The sequence below is a fragment of the Nostoc sp. genome, assembly GCF_036919615.1.
Taxonomy (GTDB): Bacteria; Cyanobacteriota; Cyanobacteriia; order Cyanobacteriales; family Nostocaceae; genus Nostoc.
The window spans coordinates 94,973-119,300 of record NZ_JBALCN010000084.1; the positions used below are offsets into that span (position 1 = coordinate 94,973).

Sequence of the window (24,328 nt, forward strand, 5' to 3'; positions counted from 1 at the left end):
CTAGGGCAATACTCGAATTATTCAGAACCCTAAACGGTTCTAACTGAGGTTTTTTCTATTGATAGGTGGGCAAAATCATTATTTAAGCGATGTCACCCACCTAAACTGGTTTAAAAGAACGATCAATCCTCAGTTCTCAATAAAACGAAGCAATCGTACTCTATCAGTGACCGCTACTCACGAGTATTATCCAAAAGCTTTTGGACTGTCTCATCTAGTTGCTTGTTTGCATTCTCCGAAAGCTTAAAGCAGTAGGCACTAACTGCACCGGATGTGCTTAATCCGGCTATAGTTGCTACTGAAATTTTTCCAACTGCAACTGATAGAGCTAAAGCAATGCTTAATGCTGCTGTCGTCCCTGCTAACCCAACTGCAACATTGAAACTTAATTTAGCTTGACGAGAGCGTTCTTTAAACCATTCTGTTGAGTATCCTTCTGGTACCTGAAGATCGGCAGTTTTTTGATATTGTTGGACTTCTTTACGTTGAAATACAGAGTGTATATGTTCTGTTTTTGGAGAAAATTCAGTAGGATCAGCGTTCTGATCGCTTATGTTTTCGTTGTTCAATGGATCGTGCATAGTTCATTCTCAATTAAATTGAACGGTTGATAGGCGTAGTTTAAAGAGAGCCAAACCACGCCTATTTAACCATTGCTATTGTTCCCGTGATTCCCAATGAACTAACATATAGGACTCCGATTTGATTTCTGAAAACATACTGAGACTGAAAAGCCTGTTTTATCAGGGTTTTATCTTAAATCTTGTTCAAAAATTAGATATGAGTCCTATAGTTGAAGATTCCAGTACCGCGCTCATCCAGATGAGTAACGCTGGCATATCGTTACAGGTAATTCAGAAAATCTCAGGGCATTATTGAGAATATAGTAGTCTTCTTGACATGATGCGTTTGCCCTGCGTTAGTGATATCAGAGATTAGTAGCAACACGTCTGGTCGGGTTGCAAACAAAGGCATGGAAGGACTTGCCATTACTCCCAACGGTAAGACCTTGGTTGGCATTTGCAGAGTTCGCTGCTTCAAGACGGTGGCAGCAATGCTCCTATACTAGAATCGTCAAGATTGACATCGAAAATAGGCGCCACCCAGGAATACTAGATAACATTGGTACGTCGGTTAAACTGAAATACTCCACCGTCAGCGAGATTGTGGCATCAACGATCACGAATTCCTGGTAGATGAACGCGATAGCAAGGGGTTGGGGGACAGTTCCAAGGCTGCCTTCAAGAAGATATACCGTATTGATCTGACAAATGCTCAAGAAGTAAGCAATATCAGTGGGGAAAACAACCTTGTTGGCAAGGCTCTCAGCAAGACCCTGTTCCTCGATGTGGTGGCTGCGCTGACTCAAAACGGTATCAAAGAAGAGGACATTCCAGCCAAGCTTGAAGGTTTGGCCTTCGGAGAGGATAAGGATATTGACGAAAAAATAGGCTCAATTAAAAAACGCTGAAACCCTTGCTATTAAAGGATTATTCTACTTTAGATGCGTTTGCCTTGGGGAGTACAGCCATATATGAAAACAGTGCTTGCTTAACTCAAGGATCTGTCGTGTTATGACGTGACCGTGCTGAAACTACTTCGTGAAAGTGATTTTCTGCCCAACGACAAATAGTAGTCAACGGTTCAATGAGGGTCTCACCTAGCGGTGTCAAAGAATACTCAACCATCGGGGGGACAGCAGGATAGACTTTACGCTCGACAAGACCGTCCTGTTCTAAAGCTCGGAGAGTGCGAGTTAACATTCTTTGAGAAACCCCTTGTATTTCTCGCTGCAACTGTCCATAGCGCAGGGTGCCGCCAGCTAAGGCATAAATCACAAGCGCTGTCCATTTATCTGCAATTAGTGTTAGAACCTGCCGCAGTTCAATATCTTGGCTGAGGATACAAGGTTTTTCAGGAATACCCATAGACTTTATTGACCGTTACATACATTAATGTAGGTATAGCAGGTTCATGTGCCTACTTGCAAACTAGCTTGCAACCTCTTAAGATTAACGTCAATGAATTACTCATTCATCGGTAAAGTGGCTTTAGTCACAGGTGCAACATCAGGAATTAGTCAAGCGGCTCCACTCACTTTTGCTTGTCTTGGAGCCAGCATAGTTGTTGTGGGCAGACGTGCTGAACAAGGTAGTTGACGTTTCATAACTGCTCCACCAAAAATATACTTATCTGCGTTGAAAGGAGAAAGCGATGCCAACAAACACCATGAAGGCGATTCGGCTGCACGAGTTTGGTGGTCCTGAGGTTCTGCGTTACGACGAGGTGCCGAAACCCTCACTGAAGCCGGGTGAGGTGCTCGTTCGCGTTCGTGCGGCGGGTATCAATCCTCCAGACTGGTACCTGCGCGATGGGTATAAGAAATTGCCCCCTGATTGGAGGCCCGAAGTGCCTTTGCCCGTCATTCCGGGGACGGACGTGTCGGGTGTCGTCGAGGCGGTCGCCGCGGATGTGCATGGCTTCTCCGTCGGCGATGAAGTTTTCGGCATGCTTCGCTTTCCTAGCTTCGGGGACAGCAGTGCATATGCGGAGTACGTTGCCGCGCCTGCGTCAGACCTCGCGCTCAAGCTGGCTAGAATTGATCGCGTGCACGCTGCAGGGGTGCCAATGTCGGGACTCACCGCATGGCAGTTCCTCATCGAGGTTGGAAATGATCATCCGAACCCGCTTCAAGCAAAGATGCATCGCCCGGTGCCGCTCAATGGCACGACGGTACTTATTAATGGTGCTGCGGGCGGCGTGGGGCACTTCGCGGTGCAGCTGGCAAAATGGAAGGGTGCGCACGTCATCGCGGTGGCGTCAGGCGAGCATGAGTCGTTCCTGCGTGAACTCGGTGCCGACGAATTCATCGACTACACCAAGAGCGCTCCCGAGGAAGTCGTGCATGACATTGATCTCGTCCTCGATACCCTCGGCGGTCCCACCACTGGTCGCTTCTTGCGCACGCTTAAGCGTGGCGGCGCGTTGTTCCCGGTGCTCTTAGGCTTCTCCGACCCCGAGGAGGCCGCGAAGCTGGGCATCACGGTCTCGATGACTCAAGTGCGCTCGAACGGACCACAGCTCGCAGAACTAGGACGCTTGCTCGATGCAGGTACAGTTCGCGTCGCAGTAGACAGCACGTTTCCGCTTGCGGATGCTCGAAAGGCGCACGAACGAGCTGCCCGTGGGCACATACAAGGCAAAATCGTGCTCACGGTTGCATGAGACCGAAAGCTCGAATAATTCATCCCCCTCCTCAGTTCTTGTCACACTTTGGTGAAGCAAAGTTACGCACCCTACGGGAAGCACAGCTACCGCATTGTCTTTTCTAATCCGACAATCATCTTCTTTTAAAGCAACATCTAATATCCAGTGTCATGAATTCTCAATCCCCCAATAGCTGCGAACAGTATTGGCAAATTGTTCAACATTCTGTTCAAGACTACTGATAAAATAACAAGTTTCAACCGTTGTTTTACCATCTAATGAGCGGACAGATTCTACCATTCCAACGCTATTCATTTTTGACCAAACTGCATCTGGGTCAAGCCGCCTTTGAATATCAGATAACATGAGATAATTGCGAATTTCTTCACGCCCATGCCCTACTTCTTCTGTTTTATATGTACTATATTTAATTCCTTGACTTTGGCGCTCGTTTAACTTTGAGAATGAGAATATCATGGTTGAGCGATCGCACAAGCGGGGATACTCTTGAAGTTGGGCTTTCGTCATCGCTCAACTGATACAAACCGCCATCGTCTCCTGATAACAGTCAAAGTTAGGATGGAATTGCGTAACTATTAGTAAGAGAATTAAAGAATTAACCAGTGGGATTACTTGTGTCGATAATTATCGAGGTAGAGGGCGGTGTCACCCCATCCCGATCTCCCCGCGTCCTCTTCTATGTCAGCATGTCAGTACTAACCCGTCAATTTAAACTTGACAGACTACTAACTAGTAGTTGTATTCTGGCTTGATATCTCGCAGCATCAGTTCATCAAGTGCTTGTCGGGGTGTGACTTCATCTTGAAGTAACCGATAAACTTGCTCGGTAATCGGGACAGCTATGTTTTGTTGCTTGGCTCGTTGCATCAAAACCCGACAAGTGTTCACTCCTTCAGCAGTTCCTTGCAAATTTGTAAGAGTTTCTGTAAGTGACTTACCACCAGCTAGCTGGTAGCCAACTTGGTAATTGCGACTTAAGGGACTATTGCACGTTGCTAACAAATCTCCTAAACCCGATAAACCATAAAATGTTTCCGTCTTTGCACCCCAGTCATTGCCAACGCGAACCATTTCTGTAAGTCCACGGGTGACTAAAGCAGCTTTAGCATTGGTTCCCAGTTGTAAACCATCGCACACACCAGCTGCGATCGCAATCACATTTTTCAGTGTTCCCCCCAGTTCCACCCCTAAGGGATCGGGATTGGTATATACCCGGAAACGTTGAGAAGAAAATACTAACTGCACTACTTGAGCAGCCGTGGGAATATTACTGGCTACCACCGTTGCTGCTGGTAATTCTAGTTGAATTTCTTTAGATAAATTAGGCCCCGACAAAACAACCACTGCATGGTTAGGAAATATTGTCTGCCAAATTTGTGACGGCGTGCAGGTGGTTTGGGGGTCTAAGCCTTTCGTCGCCGTCACAAAAATTGTCTCTGGAGAAAGGGGGAAAGACTGAACTTGGGAAGCAACATCCCTCACACCAATCATTGAGATAGCGGATAGAACTATTTGGATATCTTTTAAAACTGCTTGGAGAGTTTGGGAACCTTGACGCGACCAGACGCGCACCCTATGACCATTTGCAGCGGCGAGATTTGCTAGAGATGCACCCCAAGCACCCGCACCAAGAATTGCTACAGATTTTGAATTAGTCATTAATCAAGAGTCTCCCCATCACCTGATCACACCATCTTCTTAGCAATTTAAAATCTAAAATCTAAAATCTAAAATTGGCTGCGGGGATAACGTTCCATTAATTTCCTAACTTGTCCCGCATGATATGAGCTTCTTGTCAAGGGCGAAGAAACAACTTGTAAAAATCCGATTTCTTCGCCGAATGTTTTCCAAGCAGCAAATTGATCTGGGTTGATAAATTCATTTATCTGCAAGTGTTTTTGACTTGGTTGGAGATATTGCCCGATTGTCAAAATGTCGCAATCTACAGTTCGCAAGTCTTGCATGACTTGGCGGATTTCGGCATCAGTTTCACCGAGTCCAACCATGATCCCAGATTTAGTGTATGTGCGAGGAGAAACTTGGCGAGAGCGCTGTAATAATTCTAATGTGCGATCGTAGTTTCCTTGGGGACGCACTCGACGATACAGGCGTGGAACAGTTTCCGTATTGTGGTTTAATACCTCTGGCGCAGCTTGTAGAATCATCTTTAGAGCATTCCAATTACCGCATAAGTCGGGAATTAGCACCTCAATTGTCGTATTGGGTGAAACAGAGCGAACCGCATCAATACACGCCACAAACTGAGATGCACCACCATCAAACAAGTCATCTCGGTTTACAGAAGTGATTACCACATGATTAAGTTTCATGCGGCGAACAGCTTCCGCTAGTCGTGAAGGTTCCGTGAGGTCTAGTGGTTTGGGTTTTTTCTCAAAATCAATATCGCAGTAAGGACAAGCGCGTGTACAAGCCGGGCCCATAATCAAAAACGTGGCAGTCCCAGCGTTGAAGCATTCACCAATATTCGGACAGGACGCTTCCTCACAAACTGTATTGAGGGCTAAATCCCGCAAAATTTCTTTAACGTTACCGATGCGCTCACGCTGAGGTGCTTTCACCCGCAACCAGTCTGGTTTTACAGTCACAATCCGCTTTTACCCCAAAGTTATACAAATTTAATCGTAGCAAGCAAAGCCTTGGGTGAAGTGATCATATATAGATGTAATTCTGTCGTTTGGCACGGGTTGTGATATTCTTAATTTATAATGCCATTTTTATGGCGGGATGTGGCGCAGCTTGGTAGCGCACTTCGTTCGGGACGAAGGGGCCGCTGGTTCGAATCCAGTCATCCCGATTGTACATTCGCAAACTAAATGTCGCAATTCGCAAAGTGATGTTGTTTCTTGCAAACTAATGTCGCGACTTTGATGAGGTGGAGTTGATTTCACCACATTTCATATACTGAAAAAATTCAGAATAATCCCGAACGAAGTGCGTCTTTCAACCCTCTATTGAAAAATCTATCTGTAAGTATCAACAACAAAAGCAGCTAAGGAGGCGATCATCGCATGATTACTCTTGAAACCCTTGAAAAATGGCTGCTTGTACCCACAGAGACAGAACATCTTGAATTTAAAGAAGCCAAACAATAGTTTGATTCGACTAAACTGCTGAAGTATTGTGTAGCACTAGCGAATGAAGGAGGTGGTTATATTGTTTTGGGCGTTACCGATAAGCGACCTCGCCAAATAGTAGGCTCCATAGCTTACTCAAAAGCAGGAGAACTGAACGGTATTAAGTCAAGAATAGTTAATGAACTTAGATTTCGGGTAGAAGTTACAGAATTAGAACATGAAAAGGGTCGAGTGCTAGTTTTTGAAGTGCCTACCTGTCCCGTAGGTCGTGCATTGGACTATGAGGGAGCCTACCTGATGAGAGTTGGTGAAGAACTGCGACCAATGACTCCTGATATGCTGAAGCGGATTTTTGCAGAAGACCAACAAGATTGGTTTTCCCAACCCGCTCGATGTGACGCAAGTCCTGATGATGTAATCGCCCTCCTAGATACTCAAACCTACTTTGAACTGCTAAAAATCTCCTATCCGACTAGCCGCGATGCTGTCCTAGAATGATTGCAGAGCCAAGATTTAATCAAACAGACAGCACAGGGTTGGACAATCAGCAACCTAGCCGCCATCCTTTTGGCGAAAAAACTGGATGCTTTTTCCCCTGCATTGGCTCGTAAAGCACCCCGTGTTGTTATATCTGACGGTATCAATAAGCTAAAAACTCGTGACGACAACACAGGCAACCGAGGATATGCCGTTGCTTTTTACAGATTAGTAGATTTTGTTCACTTAGCAGCACCGCAAAATAGCTTTATCGAGGAAGTTGTGCGAGAAGAAGTAAAAATGTTCCCGGAACAGGCTTTACGGGAACTTATTGCTAATGCTTTGGTGCATCAGGATTTTTTAGCAACAGGTACTTCAGTAATGATCGAGATGTATAGCGATTGCATTGAGATATCTAATCCCGGCATCCCGCCTATTAAGGTGGAGCGATTTATTGATGAGAATCGCTCCCGCAACGAACAACTCGCCAAGCTAATGCGACTTTTCGGTATATGTGAAGAAAAAGGCAGTGGCATTGACAAAGTTGTAAGCGCAGCTGAAAAGTTTCAACTACCTGCACCAGATTTTCGAGTAGGTGACACACGCACTACAGCAGTGCTGTTTGCCCATCAAGATTTTGCAGATATGAGCAAAACAGACCGTATTCGAGCCTGCTACCAACATTGCTGTCTGCTGTATGTCAGCAATCAACGGATGTCTAACCAAACCCTACGGGATCGGTTTCGTCTAAGTGAGTCACAGGCAGCAACAGTATCTCAGATTATTGCATATACAAAAGAAGCTGGATTAATCAAAGCAGACCAATCAGAATCAACCTCTACGCGCTATGCCAGATATCTACCCTTTTGGGCGTAGATAGTGTTTTAGAGCAAATCGAGATTAGTAGCCCTCGAATCCTCGAACCCTTGCAGAATCAACAAAAAAGTGTTTTATCGCAAATCGAGATGAGTCACTCCCAAATCCTCGAACCCTGGTAGAACAAACAAAAAAGTGTTTTATCGCAAATCGAGATTAGTAGCCCTCAAATCCTGAAAGCCTTACAGAATCAATAAAAAAGTGTTTTATCGCAAATCGAGATGAGCGAAATATGAACGAAGCCGAAACCCGTGCTGAACTAATTGACCCCGCACTCAAAGCCGCAGGTTGGGGAGTTATTGAAGGTAGTCGCATCCGCCGCGAAGTTATTGCCCCTGGTCGCTTAGTTGGTAATGGTAAATGCGCCCAATCTGATATCGCCGATTACGTGCTGGTCTATAGTGGTAGAAAAACTCGCTGTCATCAAAGCCAAAAAACGCGACCTGCCTGACACCAAAGGCTTAGAACAAGCCAAAAAATACACAAATTAAATGCCGCGATTTGCAAAGTCATGTCTTTATTGCCTAACATGATAGCGATCGCAAAATCAGTGAATTATCTTTAGTCTACAAGAGGCGATGTCTCCGACGGGCTACGCCTACGCCTTTCTTACCTAGCGTTGTGTGAAATAAGTCTCAAGATAGTGTCTACCTCACCACAGAATAACTTAAGCTTGGTGTATAAGTTTGGGGAAATAGTGATGAATAAGGAAACAGTTCCTAGTCAAGCAGAAAAGTCGAATCCAGAAGGCGATCCATTGCAACTAAGTCCAGAGGTACTCGACAAAATCAAACACCCTGCAAGAATAGACGATGTTATCCGGGAGCAATCACCACAAGAACGTAGGAGTAACCCAGCTTTAGTACCGGAAATGATTGATGAACCAAATGAGGAATTGAGCGGATTCACGGAAGAGTAATCGAAAGGCTGAGATTCCCGACTTTTCTAAAAAGTTGGGAATTTTGTTATTCATGAATTATTAATTAGAGCGATCTAGGTAGCTTGCTAATAGTAAAATATGAGTATCTAAGAGAATTTTTATCTGCTCTAAAATGCATTTAGAATCTTCTCAGGCAAAGATGCATCAAAATCATCAGGCAGTATGAATTCTCTAGCACATAAACTAAATGGGCATTGCTGTTTGTTGGTGGATGTAATTGGTTTTAATTCAGCAATTAGCTTATCTGCCTGGACAATAAGAAAGCTTTCACCTGCCTCAAGTTGATTAAGGTACTTCAAAAAATATCGTTGGATATCATCAACTGCGACTCTCTGCATTTGAGTGTTTTGGCATAGTGGTATGGTGATAGTAGATTACTTGACTCAATTGTAGTGCGATCGCTTCTCATCTAGGTTGGCTGAAGCGATTGCAAAACCAAACAATTGATTATATTGGTTTCGCTACTTTTCATGCAACCTACGAATCACTATTTAGTCTGGTTTGATCCAGCCTTTGATGATTGCTTTACCAATGTTGATATAGGAATTATCCAAAAACTCTTCAATTGCAGCTTCACTAAGTCCCTGTAATGCGCCAATAATGCGACGCTTCAAGCTAGGAGTAGTTTCATCATTTACATAAGCAATCTTCTCAGTTTCATTAGCCGTAGGATTATGTTGCTCTAACTGTTTTATAAGCCGTTGTATTTCAGCTAATTCATCAGCAAGAGTTTGTTTTTGTTCAGATGGGTAGATGTTTTGGTTTACTTGTTGCCGTGCATTATCTGCAATTTCGTTAGCAAAATTGCTAATATTTGGTTTCTGGAAATTATTGTTATATGTGTCTGACATAATCTTCTCCACATTAATAGGTCTTGTTGCTTGCAGCTTAACAATTTCTAATATATTCGTATTTTACTGACGGTAGAAAGTAATTTCATCATCTTTTGCTTGAAGCTCTCTCCGATATTGAGCTTCTAAGAACTTAACATTAGTTTCATAAAATTCTTTAAAGCCAGTTTCAATAGCACCTTTAATTACATCAGTGTTGATAGCTGATTCAATGTTCACATCTAGCCGGACAATTGAACCTATTTCCCTTTATTTCAGTTATTCCAAATCATTCAATCCTGTCATCTTTGGTACTAGCAGGACGGAAGCTAGATTTCAACCCGAAAAGGGCGAACAGCTGGAAGTGGGACTAAAAGCAGACCTAATTCCTGACAAACTATCTGCAACCTTAGCGTTTTATGATTTGGCAAAGCAGAATGTATTGGTAACTGATCCTGAGGATTCGCGATTTAGCATTCAAACAGGTGAGCAAAAAAGCCGAGGCGTTGAATTCAGTCTGACTGGTAGCCCAGTTAAAGGTTGGAATATTGCAGTGGGTTACGCTTATAGAGACCCCGCCACAAAACTTGTCGCTTATTGCGGAGGACTTAAACCCACAGAATTGGTTAAGGTAATAGATGCATTTGCGGAGCGTCTCATTGACGCAGCCTCTTTTAGAGAATAGAAGCAGCTTGCCGCAAAGTTCTTGCGTAAGTCCAAATATTGTGAAACCATAGCTTGTAACTTGCTGATTCAACTGCAACCAGCCTGTCTTTAAGCTCACTCCAGAAAAAAGTACTGGTAATGATTATGAAGCGATCGCCAAATTCAGAAAATAACCAGAAACCATCTAATCCTCGTTTATGGCTCCTCATCTTAGGACGTACCAGTTTGGCTGTGGGTGGGGTTTTACTGGTTGGAATTGCAGTTGGTGCTTGGTGGGCTAGAAACTATGTATATAAAGATTTAGCACCGTTAGTGCAGCAAAATCTTCAGCAATTGCTTGGGCGTCCTGTAAAAGTAGGGAATGTTGAACGTTTTTCGCTTTCTAGTCTGAGATTTAGCTCTCTATCGATACCAGCAACTCCTAATGATCAAGATCAGGTGGTAGCAAAAGCTTTGGAGGTAGAGTTCTCGCCGTTGCAACTTCTCCTCAGCCGAAAACTGGTATTAAATGTCACGCTAGTTCAGCCCAATGTCTACATTCAACAGGATCAGGATGGTCGTTGGGTTACAGCCCAAGTTAAGGCTGGGGAGGGACAAGGCTTCATCCAAACTCAGTTGGAGACACTTCAAATTCAAGATGGCAATGTAGAGTTAATGCCATTCGCCGCACCAACTAAACCGAAAGGCTCAGTAATATTAGATCAAGTTGGTGGTGTTGCCCGATTTTCAGATCGAAATCAAAGGATCGGTTATGACATCAATGCTCAACTCACTAGGGGAGGCGCTGTTAAAATTGTTGGCGAAACACAAGTAAAAGCTCAACAAACTAACCTCAAGCTGCAAGCACAAAATTTACAAGTATCAGAGGTCAGTCGATTAATTCAATTGCCAATTGCCTTGCAAGCAGGGCGTTTAGATGCTGACTTAGGGGTTCAGATTCCACCCAAACTGTCAGAAATAGCGATTACAGGAACAGCTACAGCTAATCAAATCACTGCTAAAATTCAAAATATTCCTCAGCAGGTTTCTAATCTTAATGGGAGATTTCTATTTCAAGGTCAGACAGTTGCTTTAGAGAATCTGAGTACGAACTTTGGCAAAGTTCCGATTCTGGCAAATGGAACAATTAATAGCCAAACAGGTTTTAATGTCTCTGCTCAGATAAAACCAGTTAGTGCAAAAAATATCTTAGACACATTGAAAGTGAATTCGTCAGTTCCAGCTACTGGCGAAATTCAAGCAAATATTCAAGTACTAGGCGCACTTGAGCAACCAGTCCTCAGCGGTACAGTAAGTAACACAAAACCTATTCAAGTTGACCGTGTTCAATTCAAAGCCGTCAATACTGACTTCCGCTTGAATGTATCTAAAACTGCATCTCAACTTGCCGTTTCCAATCTGAAAATAGTCCCCGCAGCTGGTGGTGAAATCACAGGCGGTGGTCAAGCTCAACTGGGAGCTAAAAATGAGGCAAGATTTAATGCTCAAGTTGATGGTGTATCAGGGGATATACTAGCACGGGGTTATGGCGTTACTCTACCGATCGCAGTTGGAAATGTTTCAGCAAAAGCACAAATTTCTAGTTCATTTGGCAAACAGCCGTTGAAACTTGATATTACTAGTGTTAAAGTGACGCCGCCAGCCGGGGGGCAAATTACAGCCAGTGGTCAAATTCAACTGGCTCCCCGAGGTCAAGTAAATATAGGTATTCAAGCTCAAGGTTTACCAGGAAATGCGATCGCTCAAGGTTACGGCATCTCAACTCCAATTAATGTTGGTGGTATATCTGCAAACGCCAAAATTTCTGGTTCTCTGGGCACACCATTAAACGTCAATGTTGTTCGCGTTCAAGCAAATCCAGAAGTGGGAGGGCAAGTGACAGCCAACGGTCAACTTCAGCTTGCACTTAAAGGGAGGGTGGCGTTGAATGTGCAAGCAAAAAATTTACCAGGGGATGCGATCGCTAAAGCATACAACTCCTCATCCTCAATCATTATTGGGAATGTATCGGCAAATAGCAGGATTTCTGGCTCACTTGGCAACCTGCAAGCAGTAACGCAAGTGCAAGCGCCCACAGCCGCCTATCCCATTACAGGTGAAGCTGTTGTTAGTCAACAAGGACAGAATATCCTCTTGCCAAATGCTGTGTTGAACGTGGCAGGCGGTACAATTAGGGCTAGAGGTCAAGTTGTACAACAACGCTGGCAGGCTTTTGTGAATGCCCAACAACTGCAATTGAGCCGTTTTGGACAGATACCACCCCAATTCCAGGGAGTTTTAAGCAATGTCGCCTTGAATTTGTCAGGAAGCACTGCTTCTTTCCAACCCTCAACCATTCAAGCCACAGGACAAGCAAGGCTGAATATAGCAGGAGGTACGGTTAATCTTAGGAATGTTAGCTTTAATGGTGGTCGCTGGCAAGTGCTTGCCAACACTTCCCAAATTCAACTAAACCGTTTCTCACCACAATTAGAAGGACGGCTCAATAGTAATATCCAATTCGCAGGCACAGCAAAATCTTTCCAGCTTGCAGATATTCGAGCCGCCGGACAAATCCGCGTTTCCCAAGGGTTAGCGCTACTAGCACAACCGCTGACAGCACAAGTGCAGTGGAATGGACAGCAGATTATCGTTGAAAACGCAACCACTGCAGGACTGAGTGCTAATGGGGCGATCGCTGTTCAAACTCCACCAACTGGCGCACCTGAAATTACGGGATTTAATCTGAATGTACTGGCGCAGAATTTCAACCTCAAAAATACTGGCTTTAAAGTTCCTGGTGACGTAGCGGTAGCGGGGCTACTTGATTTTAAGGGAAAAGTCATAGGTACTCCAGATGTTCCGCAAGCTAATGGCAATATTCGACTGCGGAATTTCCAGGTTAGTAATTTGGCGTTTGACCCACTTTTAACTGGAAATGTGAATTTTCAAGGGGGACAGGGGGCAAGTCTGCGATTAGCCGGGAAGCAAGATAGGATTGCGCTTAACCTGGGTGCAGATTATCGTCCAACTTCATTTTTAGTCCGGCGGGATGACGCAGTTACCACAGGTAGAACCGAGGGAGATAACTTGCTCATCAACGCCCAACAGTTTCCCATAGCTCTGATTGGGGGCTTTTTACCTAACAATCAACTGAAACCTTTGGCGGGGCAATTATCAGGAAATTTAGTTGTTAATTTGAATAATTATGCAGTTGCGGGAGACGTTGCGATCGCAAGGCCTCGTGTTGCTAGAGTTGCAGCAGATGAATTTCGCGGCACCATTAATTATGCTGATGGTACTGCTAGTTTAGCCAATGGTCAATTGCGGATTGGAGATAGCAATATCGCCCTGAGTGGAAATGTGCAAACAGGAAATGACCCGCAATTTCAATTTCAAGCTAATTTAAACCAAACCAGAATTGAGAAACTCTTACAAGCGTTTAATATCTTTGATTTTAAAGACTTTGGTACCGGGTTGCAGCCTCCAAAGCTGGCTGGAGCAGAGGTACTTAATACTGAGCCTGTCAGTTTGCCCAATGCAGATCTGAAAACACAATTAGCATATTTCTCTAATATTGCAACATCGGTAGCAAAACGACAGCAGGTAGAAACAAAAAAAGCCGCATCTTTGCCCACCCTTGCAGAATTAACGGGTGCTTTGAGCGGAGGAATTACAGCTAATGGCTCGTTGAAGTCTGGGTTAAATGTCGGCTTTAATTTTCAAGGTGCTAATTGGCAATGGGGTGAATACTCAATTAATCAAGTCGTTGCTCAAGGTACTTTTGCTGATGGGATCGTCACACTTTCGCCGTTAAGTGTTGGAATCAATCAAGGACTGGTGGCTTTTTCAGGACAGTTAGGAACTGAGCAACTATCTGGAAAGTTGAATGTAGCAAGTCTACCTCTATCACTTTTAGAGCCTTTTATCCAAAAATACCCCATAGATATTACTGGTAATGTAAATGCTGATGCCACCTTGGAAGGTAGTTTAAAAGACCCCAGAGTCCAAGGGAAAGTGGCGCTGGCGAATGCAACTCTCAACAAGCAACCTGTGCAAACAGGACAGGTGAACTTTGACTACAACAAAGCTCGCTTGAATTTTGACAGTACTTTGCTAGTCACAGGAACGCAGCCACTTGCAATTACAGGTAGTGTACCTGCTCCATTACCTTCTGCCGCAGTGCAGCCAGATAGTAATCAAATTAGCATCAACGCCAATCTGCAAAATGAAGGATTGGCACTGTTAAACGTGTTTACCAATAATCAAGTCGCTTGGGTAGACGGTCAAGGAAAAGTAGATTTAAACGTTCAGGGTACTTTAAAGGAACCAATTATTAATGGAAATGCCACACTTAATAATGCAACTTTTCGCACTCAAGCCTTATCAGATCCCCTAACAAATGTCACAGGAACAGCGCGATTTAATGGTAATACGGTGAGTGTTGAAGGTATCCAAGGCACGTACAATAAAGGGCAAGTGATAGCGTCAGGCATCCTACCAATTTTTGATCCGCAGCAAGCCGCAGCGAATCCTTTAACAGTATCAATAGCAGACAAACTCAATTTTAAGCTTGCAGGACTGTATGAAGGCGGTGTTGGCGGTGATGTCGTAATTCGCGGAACAGCCCTAAAACCTGTAATTGGTGGAGAGATTAAACTGAGTAATGGTCAGGTGATTATTGGAAACTCGGCTGCTGCGAAGAAAAAATCAGCAGCGACAGCAGAGGCTAACGCTAACGTCATAAATAGAGAAGAGCTTAATGCTAACGTCACACCTACACCAGAGAGTAACGCTAACCCAGTAGCGACACCAGAGAATAGCACTAACCCAGTGATTACAGCAAAGAGTAGCACTAGCGCAGTCACTCCACCCAATTTACCTATAGAGTTTGCAGATTTAAAGTTGACTTTAGACAAAGGTGTTCGTGTTACCACTCAGTCTTTACTGAGCTTTGTACCAGGAGGAGCGGCATTGAGTCAGCCCCTATTGAGCTTTGACGCCAAAGGCGACTTGACCATTAATGGTACATTCGCCAAGCCGCTTCCTGAAGGAGTTATTCGTTTGACAGGAGGACGACTGAGCGTATTTTCCACTCAGTTCACCTTGGCGCGGGGTTATGAACAAACTGCGAGCTTTACTCCTAGTCAAGGACTTGACCCGACCCTAGATGTGCGACTTACCGCAATTGTACCGGAAGCATCGGCAAGGAACAGTCAAATTTTGGAATCACCATTGTCTTCTGAAGTCAGCGATGTTTCTGCAAACAATTTTGGGACTTTAAATACCATTACCGTTCAAGCCAGCGTAAACGGGCCAGCTAGTGAATTGAGCGAGAATCTAGAACTGACGAGTGAACCTAGCCGTAGTAAGGGAGAAATAGTTGCTTTGCTAGGTGGCTCGATTCTGAGTTCTTTCGGTCAAACAAATGCAGGACAAGGACTGACTGGTTTCGCTAGTTCGACCATTTTAGGTGGTTTACAAGGAACTATCACTGCGATCGGACAGGCTATTGGTTTCAGTGAGTTTCGGGTATTTCCTACCCCTACTACTAGCAATGAAGTATCAAGAGGTTCAGTTCTTAATTTATCAGCAGAAGGTGTGTTTGACATCAATAGAAACGCATCTGTTTCTTTATCACACGCTCTTTCTAACAATAATGACTCTTTCCGTTACAATGTGCTCTATCGACTCAATGACGAAATCTTGATGCGAGGCTCAACTAATTTGGGGGATGAAAATCAATTCCAAGTTGAGTATGAAAGCCGATTTTAGATAAATACGGTTGAGTTAAGTATTTCTTCTTTGCTCAAACAGTACCGGGCAATCGCCACTCCTGGAAGCCTCTGCCATGTGGTATGGAATGCGTTCTTGGATAGAGTGCTGTTTCAAAGATACTAAACGTGGTGGAAAACATTGGCATCTTACAAAAATGACTGACCCCAAACGTGCTCAACCACATTGGTTAGCCATTGCCTAGTTTACTGCCGTAGGCATCGCCATTTTATGGTTGGTCAGTGTTGGTGGTGCGGCTGATGTTACTAACACTCTTCTGTAGTTATGATGATTTACCCGCAAATCATGTGGCACATAAGTTACCGCCTGCTTTCCAACCCAGACACACTCTCAGTTGTTTTCGTCGTGGTTTCATCAAGCTGATCGTTGCCTTGTTATTGGGTCAGCCTCTTCCTTTTGGTCACTTTTCCCTTGAACCTTGGACTACTCATCTCAACTTCTCTTCTGCCTAAAAAAACCTGCCCTTGAAAGAGAGGGGGATGAGGGAGCAGAGAAGAATGATTTTAACTGTAATTTGGTAGAAATTAAAATTTGGGAACGAGTATTTGATACTCGTGAATGAGTCTTTGAACTCCTGCCCCTTGTGCTCCCTGATCCCCTTCATCTCCCCACTCCCTACGGCGCTTTTGGCTGTTGCTCAATCTCCTTACTTGGCGGAATCTCTTCAAGAGGAATCAGTGCTTCGATTACCGATTTCACAATTGGTGCTGCGACGGTAGAACCATAGGCACTTTCTCCTTTTGGCTCATCCACCAGTGCGAACACTACATAGCGAGGTGATTCCACTGGCAAAATAGCTACGAAGCTGGTCATTCTAGCACCCTTGATGTAGCCACCATTAGGACTAGCTTTTTGGGCTGTACCAGTTTTACCAGCAATGCGATATCCCGGAATTTGTGCCGCCTTCCCGCTGCCCTCAGTAACAACAGTTTCCATCATTTGCACAACCTTTTGGGTTGTTGCGGCTGAGAAAATTTGGCGTGGGATGGTGCGAGTGGGTGAATCATGCATCTGCCCTTTGCTATCAATCAGCCCTCGAACTACATGGGGTGTAACCAACTTACCGCCATTGGCTAAAGCACCGTGCATTTGCACTAGCTGTAACGGTGTCATGGAAAAGCCTTGTCCAAAGGAAGTAGTAGCTGCCTCAATTGGCGAAGCGATAAATTCCTCTTGACTTTTGAGCCTACCGCCAACTTCAAAAGGTAAATCTGTATCAACTTTTTGTCCTAGCCCCAAGCGTTCTAGCCAGTTGTAGTAGATTGAAGGCTTTAAGCGTTGGATAATTTGCACCATGCCAATGTTGCTGGAATATTGCAAAATCTGAGCGATGCTGATTCGCCCATTAGCATTATTCATCGCATTTTTGATGGTGTAATTAGCTACTCGAATAGAACCGGGGTCATTAAACATATCATCTGGTTTGATGACGCCATTTTCCAGAGCGATCGCCACATTCAAAGGCTTAAAAGTCGATCCCGGTTCATAAAGATCCGCCACTGTCCAGTTTTTAAATAGCGAAATATTAGCTTTAGCGTATTCATTAGGGTTATAGGTAGGTTGAGAAACGAGGGCGAGTAAAGAACCATCCAACGCATCCATGACAATTACCGCCCCACGTTTGGCGTCAAACTTTTCCATTTGTTGTTTGAGTGCAACGCGAGCAATTCGTTGCAGACGGCTATCGATTGTGAGTTGCAGTTGCAAATCATCAAAATGCAGAAAACCCTCGGGCGCATGATCCGGCATCAGGGCCCCATTACCCGACCGACTGAGCCGCACAGTTTGCACAGGACGTTCTAGCAACTTCTCTTGAGAGTATTCCACACCTGCTTGACCACGACGGTCAACATTCACGTAGCCCACCACATCAGCAACTAAATCGTCTGGCGGATAAAATCGGGAGTATTTTTGAATCCACTCCAAGCCATTTAAGCGCAAAGAGATGACGCGATCAATCATTTCTTCCGGTAGGGCTGGGGCAAGTATAATTCCGCTTCTTTTGCTTTGAAAAGTTTTCACCAATTCAGCAGTATCTTTTGCCAATATTGGGGCAAGTCGCTCTGCCATATCTTCATTAGACTTCTCAAACAGCTTGGGATGAGCGTATAAAGTATATACAGGACGGTCAATCGCCAACAAATTAGTATTGCGATCTACCACCGGGCGGCGGGGCATAAAAGGTCGCAAATTCACCATTTGCTGGTTTCGCGCCTGCTCTGTTAACTTTGTCCCCTTGACAATTTGTAGGTTATACAAGTTGACACCCAACCCTAACCCTGATGCCATTAATACGCCCCATACTATGAATAGTCGGGACTTAGTGTTGGATGTTTGGTCTTGGATATTAGAGGCTAATTTTCCCAAAAGCCCTCGTTTATAACCCTTTTGTCGCCTTGTGAATGCTGCATTCCCAAACTTTCGGAATTTTATTCTGCTTCGTGATTTTTGCATTGCCCTACTCAGTAGCAAATTGCTTTTCGGAATCAAGAGTCAAAAGTGAAAGTTAATTACTCTGAACTTTGAGCTTTGACTCCTAACTCTGCCAATTTTAGATTTTGAATTTTGGATTGAAAGAAAAATCTAAAGTCTAAAATCTAAAATCTAAAATTGAATGACTCCTAACCTTAATACCCCAGTGGCGAGAGTGTTTGCTGTTGCATTTCAGAATTTGGCGTTGTGTTAGACGATACTGGCTTAGGACTATGAGATGCTGGAGGCAAGAAAATCATCCCTTGAGGAGTCGGCGATACCAGCCCTGCTGCTGGTTGTTCTGCTTCCTCAGCCATTTTATTTGTCAGCGTTGCGTTGGTTGTCGTTAGTAGCCGCTCATGACGTTGGAGGTTTTGCAGTCGGCGATATGACTGACTCCAAAGCTCTTGGGAATATACCGTCCAGCCATACACAGCAAGTGTCGATGCCACTAACAAGAACGCCAAAACTGTCGAATAACGATGAAAGGTATACAAGTCCAGCAACCACAAAGGTGCGGCTCCAGAATTAGGCATTATCGGAAGGCGAAGAAAACCTACCTTCGGAGTCTTCTGGTTCACACTTGACTGCTGATTGAGATTTGGCAGTTGTTGTCTACCCAACTCTTTGACTGATTTGGCTATAACTGCCTCATTTGTAGGAGAAACCGCTAAATTTTTCGAGGAACGCTGTTGTGTTTGAGAGGATACTGGTGCGGCTTGGGTAGCTGGTGTAGAAGCGCTCCGTGCTGCTGACTCCATACGCGCAGAGCGTCGCCTCCCTAAAGAAAGGATAGAATCTCGCCAGAACCAATTACGCCTTGTAGAAACAGCAGATTTACGAGCAACTACCATAATTTTTTTTAGATGGGAAATACCGTACTTTAGATGGATTTTCTTGATTGTCTGTTTTTGCTAACCTTAAAATTGCCTTCTGTGCAGCAAGCACACGTAATAGACTACACCCTTTTAACTGTTCTGATAGATAGCTGTACCAATATTTGCATCCCATAGATATTGCAATGTTTGCAATTAGTGATTAGCAACTGGACAGCTTGCTTTTTAGGTATCGCACCTAAAGTATGGCAACGTCGGGTAGCAAGGTGCAATACTCTGTGGAAAAAATAAAATTTTTTGCTATGATATCTCGGTTTGCTAGAAAACTTGGTAATTTCCGTTTTGCTCTTGAGTTAAGAGAAACTAATCAGTTGGCTGTATGGTATGTAATCCAAAAAGAATACCCCAAAGGATTGTTTTTTTGAGTATGTAATCTCGCAGCATAAAAAAAAAGCAATAAATACGGTATCGTATTCAACAGGTGAAAAATTGTTCTAGCCACAATTGGTGAAAGAGGAGTTATGAAAACAAAAATCTTTGGTTTGGCTCTAATGTTAAGTCTGGCTGCAATTCTCGGAGCCTGTGAAGGTGGTGGTGGTGGTACAACCACTACTACTCCAGCTGCTACAGGTGAACCAACTGATGCACCTGCTGCTGGGTCTAGCCCTAGCCCTGCTACTACACCAACTACTTCTGCAACTACTCCTGCAGCTAATCCCACTGCTACTTCTAAGTAAGGCATCTATCAGCTTTAGTTTAAATCATGCTCAAAACAGCTTACTAACAACGCTCGTCACCACATAGCTTGAATTAATTAGGTTAACCTAAAAACCTGCATCTTTCTGTTGGTGTATTAGAGCTTAGAGTTTGCTCAAATATCAGCTAAATAGGGCAGTAAGTAGAGGACACTGATGATGAGGATTATGTCCTCAACCAAGTGTCCGCCTGAAATTCTCGTCTGACCGAACCCTGTTCCAAGTCCAAGGGAGTTGAGTTCTGTAAATCTAAGCCATCTTGTGACCCAGGTACTTCCCTCGTTTGGTGTTTGAAATGGCTTAGATTCCTGAGTTTTGAGAGGGCAAAACAATTCATCGCGATCGCTGGCAATTGCTCAAGAGCATTCCCTGTAGTCTATTCCGTATCAGGAGAGACCTGGTAATGTCCCTTGATATTGCCAGATTTTTATTGGGAAAATTTGTAATTTTGGGCATTGGGCATGAGAAAAACGAATTTTCATCCTGCGTTGTAAACGCGGTTTAAGAGATGCGGAGAGTTAAAGCGAGAAAGGCAATAAAATTACTGAGTGTAATTGTGATTAGTGCAACGTTGGTTGGCTTAAGTAGCTATTGGGGATCAGCAGTAATAGCATTACCGCCACCAGAGGATACACCAGAAGAAATATTACGCACAAAGATGATCATAGAAGCGCGATCGCCTATTGATGGGAGATTTTTAACAGCTGCCGAATATGCCCAATTGCAAGCACAGCTACAAGAAGCCCCGCCACCAAAACTAGACCCCAAAATTCGGGAACAGATTTTTTTGCTTCGCCTACGTAAAACATTATTGCAATTTTTCCCATTTTTAAATTTTTGATAAATTACTCAAGGGTCAAAAGTCAAGAGCTTTCCCCATGCCTGTTTGGCCCATGCCCTAGAAAGATTGATGACTCATTCTGAGGTACGATAACGGTGGCGACAAAATTGCAAATAAATGTAAAGAATATATAAATATATATATAGATGTTAAAAAAGTAGATTTAGTCTATCACGTTATTTCATTTAGGTAGCCTCATGTCCATGACCACGATCGCCCCTGAACAGGTTAACCGTATCGTTTGGAATCAGCACAACGATCCCTTTGAAATACTAGGTTCTCATCCCATAGAACAAGATGGCAAAACTGTCTGGGCTGTGCGGGCCTACCTACCAAATGCAAGTGCAGCATGGGTTGTTCTTCCTGAACAACGCAAGGAATACCCAATGCAAACAGTGCATCATCCCCATTTTTTTGAATGCACAATTGACACTCCAGAACTGGCAAACTACCAGTTACGCATTAAAGAAGGGGAAAATGAGCGTGTCACCTATGACCCTTATGCTTTCCGTTCTCCCAACTTGACAGACTTTGACTTGCATTTATTTAGTGAAGGCAACCATCACCGGATTTACGAGAAACTGGGAGCGCACCCCACGGAAATAGGCGGCGTTAAGGGCGTTTATTTTGCAGTTTGGGCACCCAACGCCCGTAATGTTTCATTGCTGGGAGATTTCAACCTCTGGGATGGGCGCAAACACCAGATGCGTAAAGGCCCTACCGGAATTTGGGAATTGTTTATTCCTGAAATCGGCGTAGGAGAGCATTATAAATATGAAATCAAAAATTTTGAAGGGCACATTTACGAAAAATCCGATCCCTACGGTTTCCGACAGGAACTCCGCCCGAAAACTGCATCCATTGTCACTGATTTAAATGCTTATAGTTGGAATGACGAAGACTGGATGGTAAAACGGCGTCGCACTGACCCCCTTACCCAGCCAATTTCAGTCTACGAAGTGCATTTAGGCTCTTGGTTACACGGTTCGAGTGCTGAACCTGCTAAACTGCCAAATGGTGAAACCGAACCTGTAGTTGTCGTTTCTGGACTGAAGCCGGGCGCACGCTTCCTTACCTACCGAGAACTGGCAGAAAAACTTATTCCCTATGCCAAAGACTTGGGATACACCCATATAGAATTGCTACCCATTGCGGAGCATCCTTTTGATGGTTCTTGGGGTTATCAAGTAACTGGGTACTATGCCCCCACCTCCCGTTTTGGCAGCCCTGAAGATTTCATGTATTTTATTGACAAATGTCATGAAAATGATCTGGGGGTAATTGTAGATTGGGTTCCTGGTCACTTCCCCAAAGATGGACATGGTTTAGCTTTCTTTGATGGTAGCCACCTATACGAACACGCTGACCCCCGCAAAGGTGAACATAAAGGATGGGGTACTTTGGTGTTCAATTACGGTCGCCATGAAGTTTGTAATTTCTTAGCAGCAAATGCTCTCTTCTGGTTTGACAAGTACCACATTGACGGGGTTCGTGTCGATGCTGTTGCCTCGATGCTCTATAATGACTATTGCCGCGAACCAGGAGAATGGCTGCCTAACCAGTATGGTGGCAGAGAAAACCTAGAAGCAGCAGATTTTCTGCGTCAGGTAAATCACATGATCTTCAGCTATTTCCCCGGTGTTCTCTCAATTGCTGAAGAATCGACTTCCTGGCCAATGGTATCTTGGCCCACCTACACAGGCGGACTGGGCTTTAACTTGAAGTGGGATATGGGCTGGATGCACGATATGCTGGATTACTTCAGCATAGACCCTTGGTTCCGTCAGTTCCACCAAAACAATATCACCTTTAGTATGTGGTACAACCACAGCGAGAACTTCATGCTGGCCCTGTCTCACGATGAAGTGGTGCATGGCAAGAGCAATATCATCGGTAAAATGCCAGGGGATACATGGCAGAAGTTAGCAAATGTGCGGTGTTTATTTACCTATATGTTTGCTCACCCAGGCAAGAAAACCATGTTTATGAGCATGGAGTTTGGGCAGTGGAGTGAGTGGAATGATTGGACTGATTTGCAATGGTATTTATTGCAGGATGAGGCCCACCAACAGTTAAAAACGTTTTTCCAGGAATTGAACCATCTCTACCGTTCTGAACCAGTTTTGTACACGCAGGATTTTGCCCAAGCGGGATTTGAGTGGATTGACTGTAGCGATAACCGCCATAGTGTAGTTGCCTTCATGCGTCGTGACAAAGATTCTGATGATTTTGCGATCGTGGTTTGCAATTTTACACCGCAACCCCATTCTCACTACCGCATCGGTGTACCGCAAAAGGGATTTTATACAGAGTTGTTCAATAGTGATGCGCGTCAGTATGGCGGCAGCAATATGGGCAACTTAGGTGGTAAGTGGACGGATGATTGGTCTTTGCACAGTCGTCCCTATTCGCTAGATTTGTGTTTGCCACCTTTGGGAGTGTTGATTCTCAAGTTGGATAAGAAGAAGACTGCTGAGGTAATTGGATAACAATTTGGGGTGGGCATCGCCCACCCAGTCCTAATCAAAACTAGAAGTTTTCATTTATTTCAACCACATCTATCGTAGGAGCACAGAAAAAGCTCATTGGTGTCAACTTAAGGTGAAATCTGCTGAGTGTATGAGTTTTGCCCTCACCCCCAGCCCCTCTCCCAATATTGAGAGAGGGGAGCAAATTCTCCAGTTCCCCGAATCCCATGTTGGGATTCTTCCTTTGCGTCCTCTGTGCCTCTGCGGTTCGTTTAAAAAGAATTTAAATCAACTGTAGGGTGTGTTAAGCGCATATTTAGATATGATTTGTAAAAAACTATGATGAAAGCGCCTAACGCACTGTCATAGAATATGGTGCGTTAGGCTCATAGAATATGGTGCGTTATGGCTTTAACCTAACGCACCCTACTGAAGTAAATAGAATCCAGTTCAAATACTCGTTAATGAGTATCAAAGGTGGATGAACGCAGCTAAAAGACTCATTCACGTGTGTTAATTTATCTACAGCCGGAAGTTTTTGCAGCTCTGCCTTTACTAATAGCCTTAAAGCGATCGCTCAACAGTTCTGCTACAGTTTTTAAGCCTGGAGTCTATCGCTACCTTCAGGTAAATGCCTAGCATCATCAGGCTCGACAACTCCATCCAATCGTTATATAGCAAATCTGTGAGTTTGGACGCTGGCGATCGCATCGGTGGTTTTTATAGAGTAGACCATTGAGTGGCTAGAGATTGGGTGATCAGATCAATGTCTGTTCTGTTGATTTGATCCCAAGGCGATCGTAGAGTACAGAATATATTCAATACTTGAAACCCTTGTCATAGTTTGTTTAGAGAAAATACCGAGATTTTCAACCTAACCAGCAGAATGTGGGATAATAGCTGCGAGATGATGCCTGGTTCTAATTAATAATCATCTGGCGTTAATCTAAATCCCAGAGAAGCGCTCGTTGCTTTAGTTTGTTTAGAGAAAATACCGAGATTTTCAACCTAACCAGCAGAATGTGGGATAATAGCTGCGAGATGATGCCTGGTTCTAATTAATAATCAT

General features: G+C 44.1%; 23 protein-coding genes, 1 tRNA gene and 1 pseudogene. 15 read left to right on the plus strand and 10 right to left on the minus strand.

Annotation, left to right across the window (positions count from 1 at the left end; genetic code table 11):
• Nucleotides 1–173: 173 nt before the first annotated feature.
• The gene (locus V7K48_RS23740; protein WP_335075945.1) at nucleotides 174–581 is read right to left on the minus strand and encodes a TRADD-N-associated membrane domain-containing protein; all 408 of its coding nucleotides are present in this window, start codon (nucleotides 579–581) and stop codon (nucleotides 174–176) included.
• Nucleotides 582–1,171: 590 nt separating this feature from the next.
• On the opposite strand from V7K48_RS23740, the gene V7K48_RS23745 reads away from it, so the two are divergent.
• Nucleotides 1,172–1,471, plus strand: a complete 300-nt coding sequence (locus V7K48_RS23745; RefSeq protein ID WP_335075995.1) for an esterase-like activity of phytase family protein — start codon at nucleotides 1,172–1,174, stop codon at nucleotides 1,469–1,471.
• Nucleotides 1,472–1,556: 85 nt separating this feature from the next.
• Here the strand turns inward: V7K48_RS23745 and V7K48_RS23750 are convergent, their stop codons facing one another.
• On the minus strand, nucleotides 1,557–1,928 hold the full coding sequence (locus tag V7K48_RS23750; RefSeq protein WP_335075947.1) for a winged helix-turn-helix transcriptional regulator: 372 nt from the start codon (nucleotides 1,926–1,928) through the stop codon (nucleotides 1,557–1,559).
• 93 nt (nucleotides 1,929–2,021) lie between these two features.
• Between V7K48_RS23750 and V7K48_RS23755 the strand changes: the two genes are divergently transcribed.
• Together V7K48_RS23755 and V7K48_RS23760 are read left to right on the plus strand one after the other, a co-directional pair.
• On the plus strand, nucleotides 2,022–2,159 hold the full coding sequence (locus tag V7K48_RS23755; protein WP_335075949.1) for a hypothetical protein: 138 nt from the start codon (nucleotides 2,022–2,024) through the stop codon (nucleotides 2,157–2,159).
• Between the two features lie 55 nt (nucleotides 2,160–2,214).
• Nucleotides 2,215–3,225 (plus strand): NADP-dependent oxidoreductase, encoded by a 1,011-nt coding sequence (locus V7K48_RS23760; RefSeq protein WP_335075951.1) that lies wholly within the window; start codon nucleotides 2,215–2,217, stop codon nucleotides 3,223–3,225.
• A gap of 150 nt (nucleotides 3,226–3,375) precedes the next feature.
• On the opposite strand, the gene V7K48_RS23765 is transcribed toward V7K48_RS23760, so the two are convergent.
• The 3 genes from V7K48_RS23765 to lipA all read right to left on the minus strand — a co-directional run bounded on the left by V7K48_RS23765 (nucleotide 3,376) and on the right by lipA (nucleotide 5,834).
• Complete coding sequence (locus V7K48_RS23765) at nucleotides 3,376–3,735, minus strand: ISAs1 family transposase (RefSeq protein ID WP_442949465.1); 360 nt, start codon at nucleotides 3,733–3,735, stop codon at nucleotides 3,376–3,378.
• A gap of 222 nt (nucleotides 3,736–3,957) precedes the next feature.
• The gene (locus V7K48_RS23770) at nucleotides 3,958–4,887 is read right to left on the minus strand and encodes an NAD(P)H-dependent glycerol-3-phosphate dehydrogenase (RefSeq protein ID WP_335075953.1); all 930 of its coding nucleotides are present in this window, start codon (nucleotides 4,885–4,887) and stop codon (nucleotides 3,958–3,960) included.
• A 68-nt stretch (nucleotides 4,888–4,955) separates the two neighbouring features.
• Nucleotides 4,956–5,834, minus strand: coding sequence for a lipoyl synthase (gene lipA, locus V7K48_RS23775; RefSeq protein ID WP_335075955.1), 879 nt, complete (start codon nucleotides 5,832–5,834; stop codon nucleotides 4,956–4,958).
• 135 nt (nucleotides 5,835–5,969) lie between these two features.
• Between lipA and V7K48_RS23780 the strand changes: the two genes are divergently transcribed.
• From V7K48_RS23780 to V7K48_RS23800, 5 genes and pseudogenes are all read left to right on the plus strand, one after another.
• Nucleotides 5,970–6,043, plus strand: a tRNA-Pro gene (locus V7K48_RS23780).
• Nucleotides 6,044–6,359: 316 nt separating this feature from the next.
• Nucleotides 6,360–6,821, plus strand: a complete 462-nt coding sequence (locus V7K48_RS23785; protein WP_335075997.1) for an AlbA family DNA-binding domain-containing protein — start codon at nucleotides 6,360–6,362, stop codon at nucleotides 6,819–6,821.
• Complete coding sequence (locus V7K48_RS23790; protein WP_335075957.1) at nucleotides 6,822–7,676, plus strand: ATP-binding protein; 855 nt, start codon at nucleotides 6,822–6,824, stop codon at nucleotides 7,674–7,676.
• Nucleotides 7,677–7,908: 232 nt separating this feature from the next.
• A pseudogene (locus tag V7K48_RS23795) lies at nucleotides 7,909–8,158 on the plus strand (type I restriction endonuclease subunit R); the annotation flags it as partial.
• Between the two features lie 218 nt (nucleotides 8,159–8,376).
• On the plus strand, nucleotides 8,377–8,595 hold the full coding sequence (locus V7K48_RS23800) for a hypothetical protein (RefSeq protein WP_335075999.1): 219 nt from the start codon (nucleotides 8,377–8,379) through the stop codon (nucleotides 8,593–8,595).
• Nucleotides 8,596–8,723: 128 nt separating this feature from the next.
• Here the strand turns inward: V7K48_RS23800 and V7K48_RS23805 are convergent, their stop codons facing one another.
• The 3 genes from V7K48_RS23805 to V7K48_RS23815 all read right to left on the minus strand — a co-directional run bounded on the left by V7K48_RS23805 (nucleotide 8,724) and on the right by V7K48_RS23815 (nucleotide 9,686).
• A complete protein-coding gene (locus tag V7K48_RS23805; RefSeq protein WP_335075961.1) occupies nucleotides 8,724–8,954 on the minus strand; it encodes a type II toxin-antitoxin system Phd/YefM family antitoxin in 231 nt (76 codons plus the stop codon).
• A 153-nt stretch (nucleotides 8,955–9,107) separates the two neighbouring features.
• On the minus strand, nucleotides 9,108–9,467 hold the full coding sequence (locus V7K48_RS23810; protein WP_335075963.1) for a hypothetical protein: 360 nt from the start codon (nucleotides 9,465–9,467) through the stop codon (nucleotides 9,108–9,110).
• 63 nt (nucleotides 9,468–9,530) lie between these two features.
• A complete protein-coding gene (locus V7K48_RS23815) occupies nucleotides 9,531–9,686 on the minus strand; it encodes a hypothetical protein (RefSeq protein ID WP_335075965.1) in 156 nt (51 codons plus the stop codon).
• On the opposite strand from V7K48_RS23815, the gene V7K48_RS23820 reads away from it, so the two are divergent.
• The 3 genes from V7K48_RS23820 to V7K48_RS23830 all read left to right on the plus strand — a co-directional run bounded on the left by V7K48_RS23820 (nucleotide 9,679) and on the right by V7K48_RS23830 (nucleotide 16,339).
• Complete coding sequence (locus tag V7K48_RS23820) at nucleotides 9,679–10,131, plus strand: TonB-dependent receptor domain-containing protein (RefSeq protein WP_335075967.1); 453 nt, start codon at nucleotides 9,679–9,681, stop codon at nucleotides 10,129–10,131. The two genes, V7K48_RS23815 and V7K48_RS23820, sit on opposite strands and share 8 nt — an antisense overlap.
• Before the next feature lie 125 nt (nucleotides 10,132–10,256).
• The gene (locus tag V7K48_RS23825) at nucleotides 10,257–15,866 is read left to right on the plus strand and encodes a translocation/assembly module TamB domain-containing protein (protein ID WP_335075969.1); all 5,610 of its coding nucleotides are present in this window, start codon (nucleotides 10,257–10,259) and stop codon (nucleotides 15,864–15,866) included.
• Nucleotides 15,867–16,126: 260 nt separating this feature from the next.
• A complete protein-coding gene (locus V7K48_RS23830; protein ID WP_335075972.1) occupies nucleotides 16,127–16,339 on the plus strand; it encodes a hypothetical protein in 213 nt (70 codons plus the stop codon).
• Nucleotides 16,340–16,502: 163 nt separating this feature from the next.
• Here the strand turns inward: V7K48_RS23830 and V7K48_RS23835 are convergent, their stop codons facing one another.
• Entirely contained in the window at nucleotides 16,503–18,341 is a 1,839-nt protein-coding gene (locus tag V7K48_RS23835; protein WP_335075975.1) for a peptidoglycan D,D-transpeptidase FtsI family protein, read from the minus strand.
• Nucleotides 18,342–18,514: 173 nt separating this feature from the next.
• Nucleotides 18,515–19,213: a hypothetical protein gene (locus tag V7K48_RS23840; protein WP_335075977.1), complete on the minus strand. Its 699-nt coding sequence runs from the start codon at nucleotides 19,211–19,213 to the stop codon at nucleotides 18,515–18,517.
• Nucleotides 19,214–19,716: 503 nt separating this feature from the next.
• On the opposite strand from V7K48_RS23840, the gene V7K48_RS23845 reads away from it, so the two are divergent.
• From V7K48_RS23845 to V7K48_RS23860, 4 genes are all read left to right on the plus strand, one after another.
• The gene (locus V7K48_RS23845) at nucleotides 19,717–19,932 is read left to right on the plus strand and encodes a hypothetical protein (protein ID WP_335075979.1); all 216 of its coding nucleotides are present in this window, start codon (nucleotides 19,717–19,719) and stop codon (nucleotides 19,930–19,932) included.
• A 526-nt stretch (nucleotides 19,933–20,458) separates the two neighbouring features.
• Nucleotides 20,459–20,791, plus strand: a complete 333-nt coding sequence (locus V7K48_RS23850; RefSeq protein WP_335075981.1) for a hypothetical protein — start codon at nucleotides 20,459–20,461, stop codon at nucleotides 20,789–20,791.
• Nucleotides 20,792–20,988: 197 nt separating this feature from the next.
• On the plus strand, nucleotides 20,989–23,280 hold the full coding sequence (gene glgB, locus V7K48_RS23855) for a 1,4-alpha-glucan branching enzyme (RefSeq protein ID WP_335075984.1): 2,292 nt from the start codon (nucleotides 20,989–20,991) through the stop codon (nucleotides 23,278–23,280).
• A gap of 489 nt (nucleotides 23,281–23,769) precedes the next feature.
• Nucleotides 23,770–23,898 carry a hypothetical protein gene (locus V7K48_RS23860; RefSeq protein WP_335075986.1) on the plus strand — a complete coding sequence of 43 codons (129 nt, stop codon included), beginning with the start codon at nucleotides 23,770–23,772 and terminating at the stop codon, nucleotides 23,896–23,898.
• The last annotated feature ends 430 nt before the right edge of the window (nucleotides 23,899–24,328 follow it).

Excerpts from the sequence above, each read along its gene's own strand:
- V7K48_RS23740 (WP_335075945.1), bottom strand. The coding sequence starts at position 581 with ATGCACGATCCATTGAACAACGAAAACATAAGCGATCAGAACGCTGAT.
- V7K48_RS23750 (WP_335075947.1), bottom strand. The coding sequence starts at position 1,928 with ATGGGTATTCCTGAAAAACCTTGTATCCTCAGCCAAGATATTGAACTG.
- V7K48_RS23755 (WP_335075949.1), top strand. The coding sequence starts at position 2,022 with ATGAATTACTCATTCATCGGTAAAGTGGCTTTAGTCACAGGTGCAACA.
- V7K48_RS23760 (WP_335075951.1), top strand. The coding sequence starts at position 2,215 with ATGCCAACAAACACCATGAAGGCGATTCGGCTGCACGAGTTTGGTGGT.
- V7K48_RS23765 (WP_442949465.1), bottom strand. The coding sequence starts at position 3,735 with ATGACGAAAGCCCAACTTCAAGAGTATCCCCGCTTGTGCGATCGCTCA.
- V7K48_RS23770 (WP_335075953.1), bottom strand. The coding sequence starts at position 4,887 with ATGACTAATTCAAAATCTGTAGCAATTCTTGGTGCGGGTGCTTGGGGT.
- V7K48_RS23800 (WP_335075999.1), top strand. The coding sequence starts at position 8,377 with ATGAATAAGGAAACAGTTCCTAGTCAAGCAGAAAAGTCGAATCCAGAA.
- V7K48_RS23805 (WP_335075961.1), bottom strand. The coding sequence starts at position 8,954 with ATGCAGAGAGTCGCAGTTGATGATATCCAACGATATTTTTTGAAGTAC.
- V7K48_RS23810 (WP_335075963.1), bottom strand. The coding sequence starts at position 9,467 with ATGTCAGACACATATAACAATAATTTCCAGAAACCAAATATTAGCAAT.
- V7K48_RS23820 (WP_335075967.1), top strand. The coding sequence starts at position 9,679 with ATGTTCACATCTAGCCGGACAATTGAACCTATTTCCCTTTATTTCAGT.
- V7K48_RS23825 (WP_335075969.1), top strand. The coding sequence starts at position 10,257 with ATGAAGCGATCGCCAAATTCAGAAAATAACCAGAAACCATCTAATCCT.
- V7K48_RS23830 (WP_335075972.1), top strand. The coding sequence starts at position 16,127 with ATGTTACTAACACTCTTCTGTAGTTATGATGATTTACCCGCAAATCAT.
- V7K48_RS23835 (WP_335075975.1), bottom strand. The coding sequence starts at position 18,341 with ATGCAAAAATCACGAAGCAGAATAAAATTCCGAAAGTTTGGGAATGCA.
- V7K48_RS23840 (WP_335075977.1), bottom strand. The coding sequence starts at position 19,213 with ATGGTAGTTGCTCGTAAATCTGCTGTTTCTACAAGGCGTAATTGGTTC.
- V7K48_RS23845 (WP_335075979.1), top strand. The coding sequence starts at position 19,717 with ATGAAAACAAAAATCTTTGGTTTGGCTCTAATGTTAAGTCTGGCTGCA.
- V7K48_RS23850 (WP_335075981.1), top strand. The coding sequence starts at position 20,459 with ATGCGGAGAGTTAAAGCGAGAAAGGCAATAAAATTACTGAGTGTAATT.
- glgB (WP_335075984.1), top strand. The coding sequence starts at position 20,989 with ATGTCCATGACCACGATCGCCCCTGAACAGGTTAACCGTATCGTTTGG.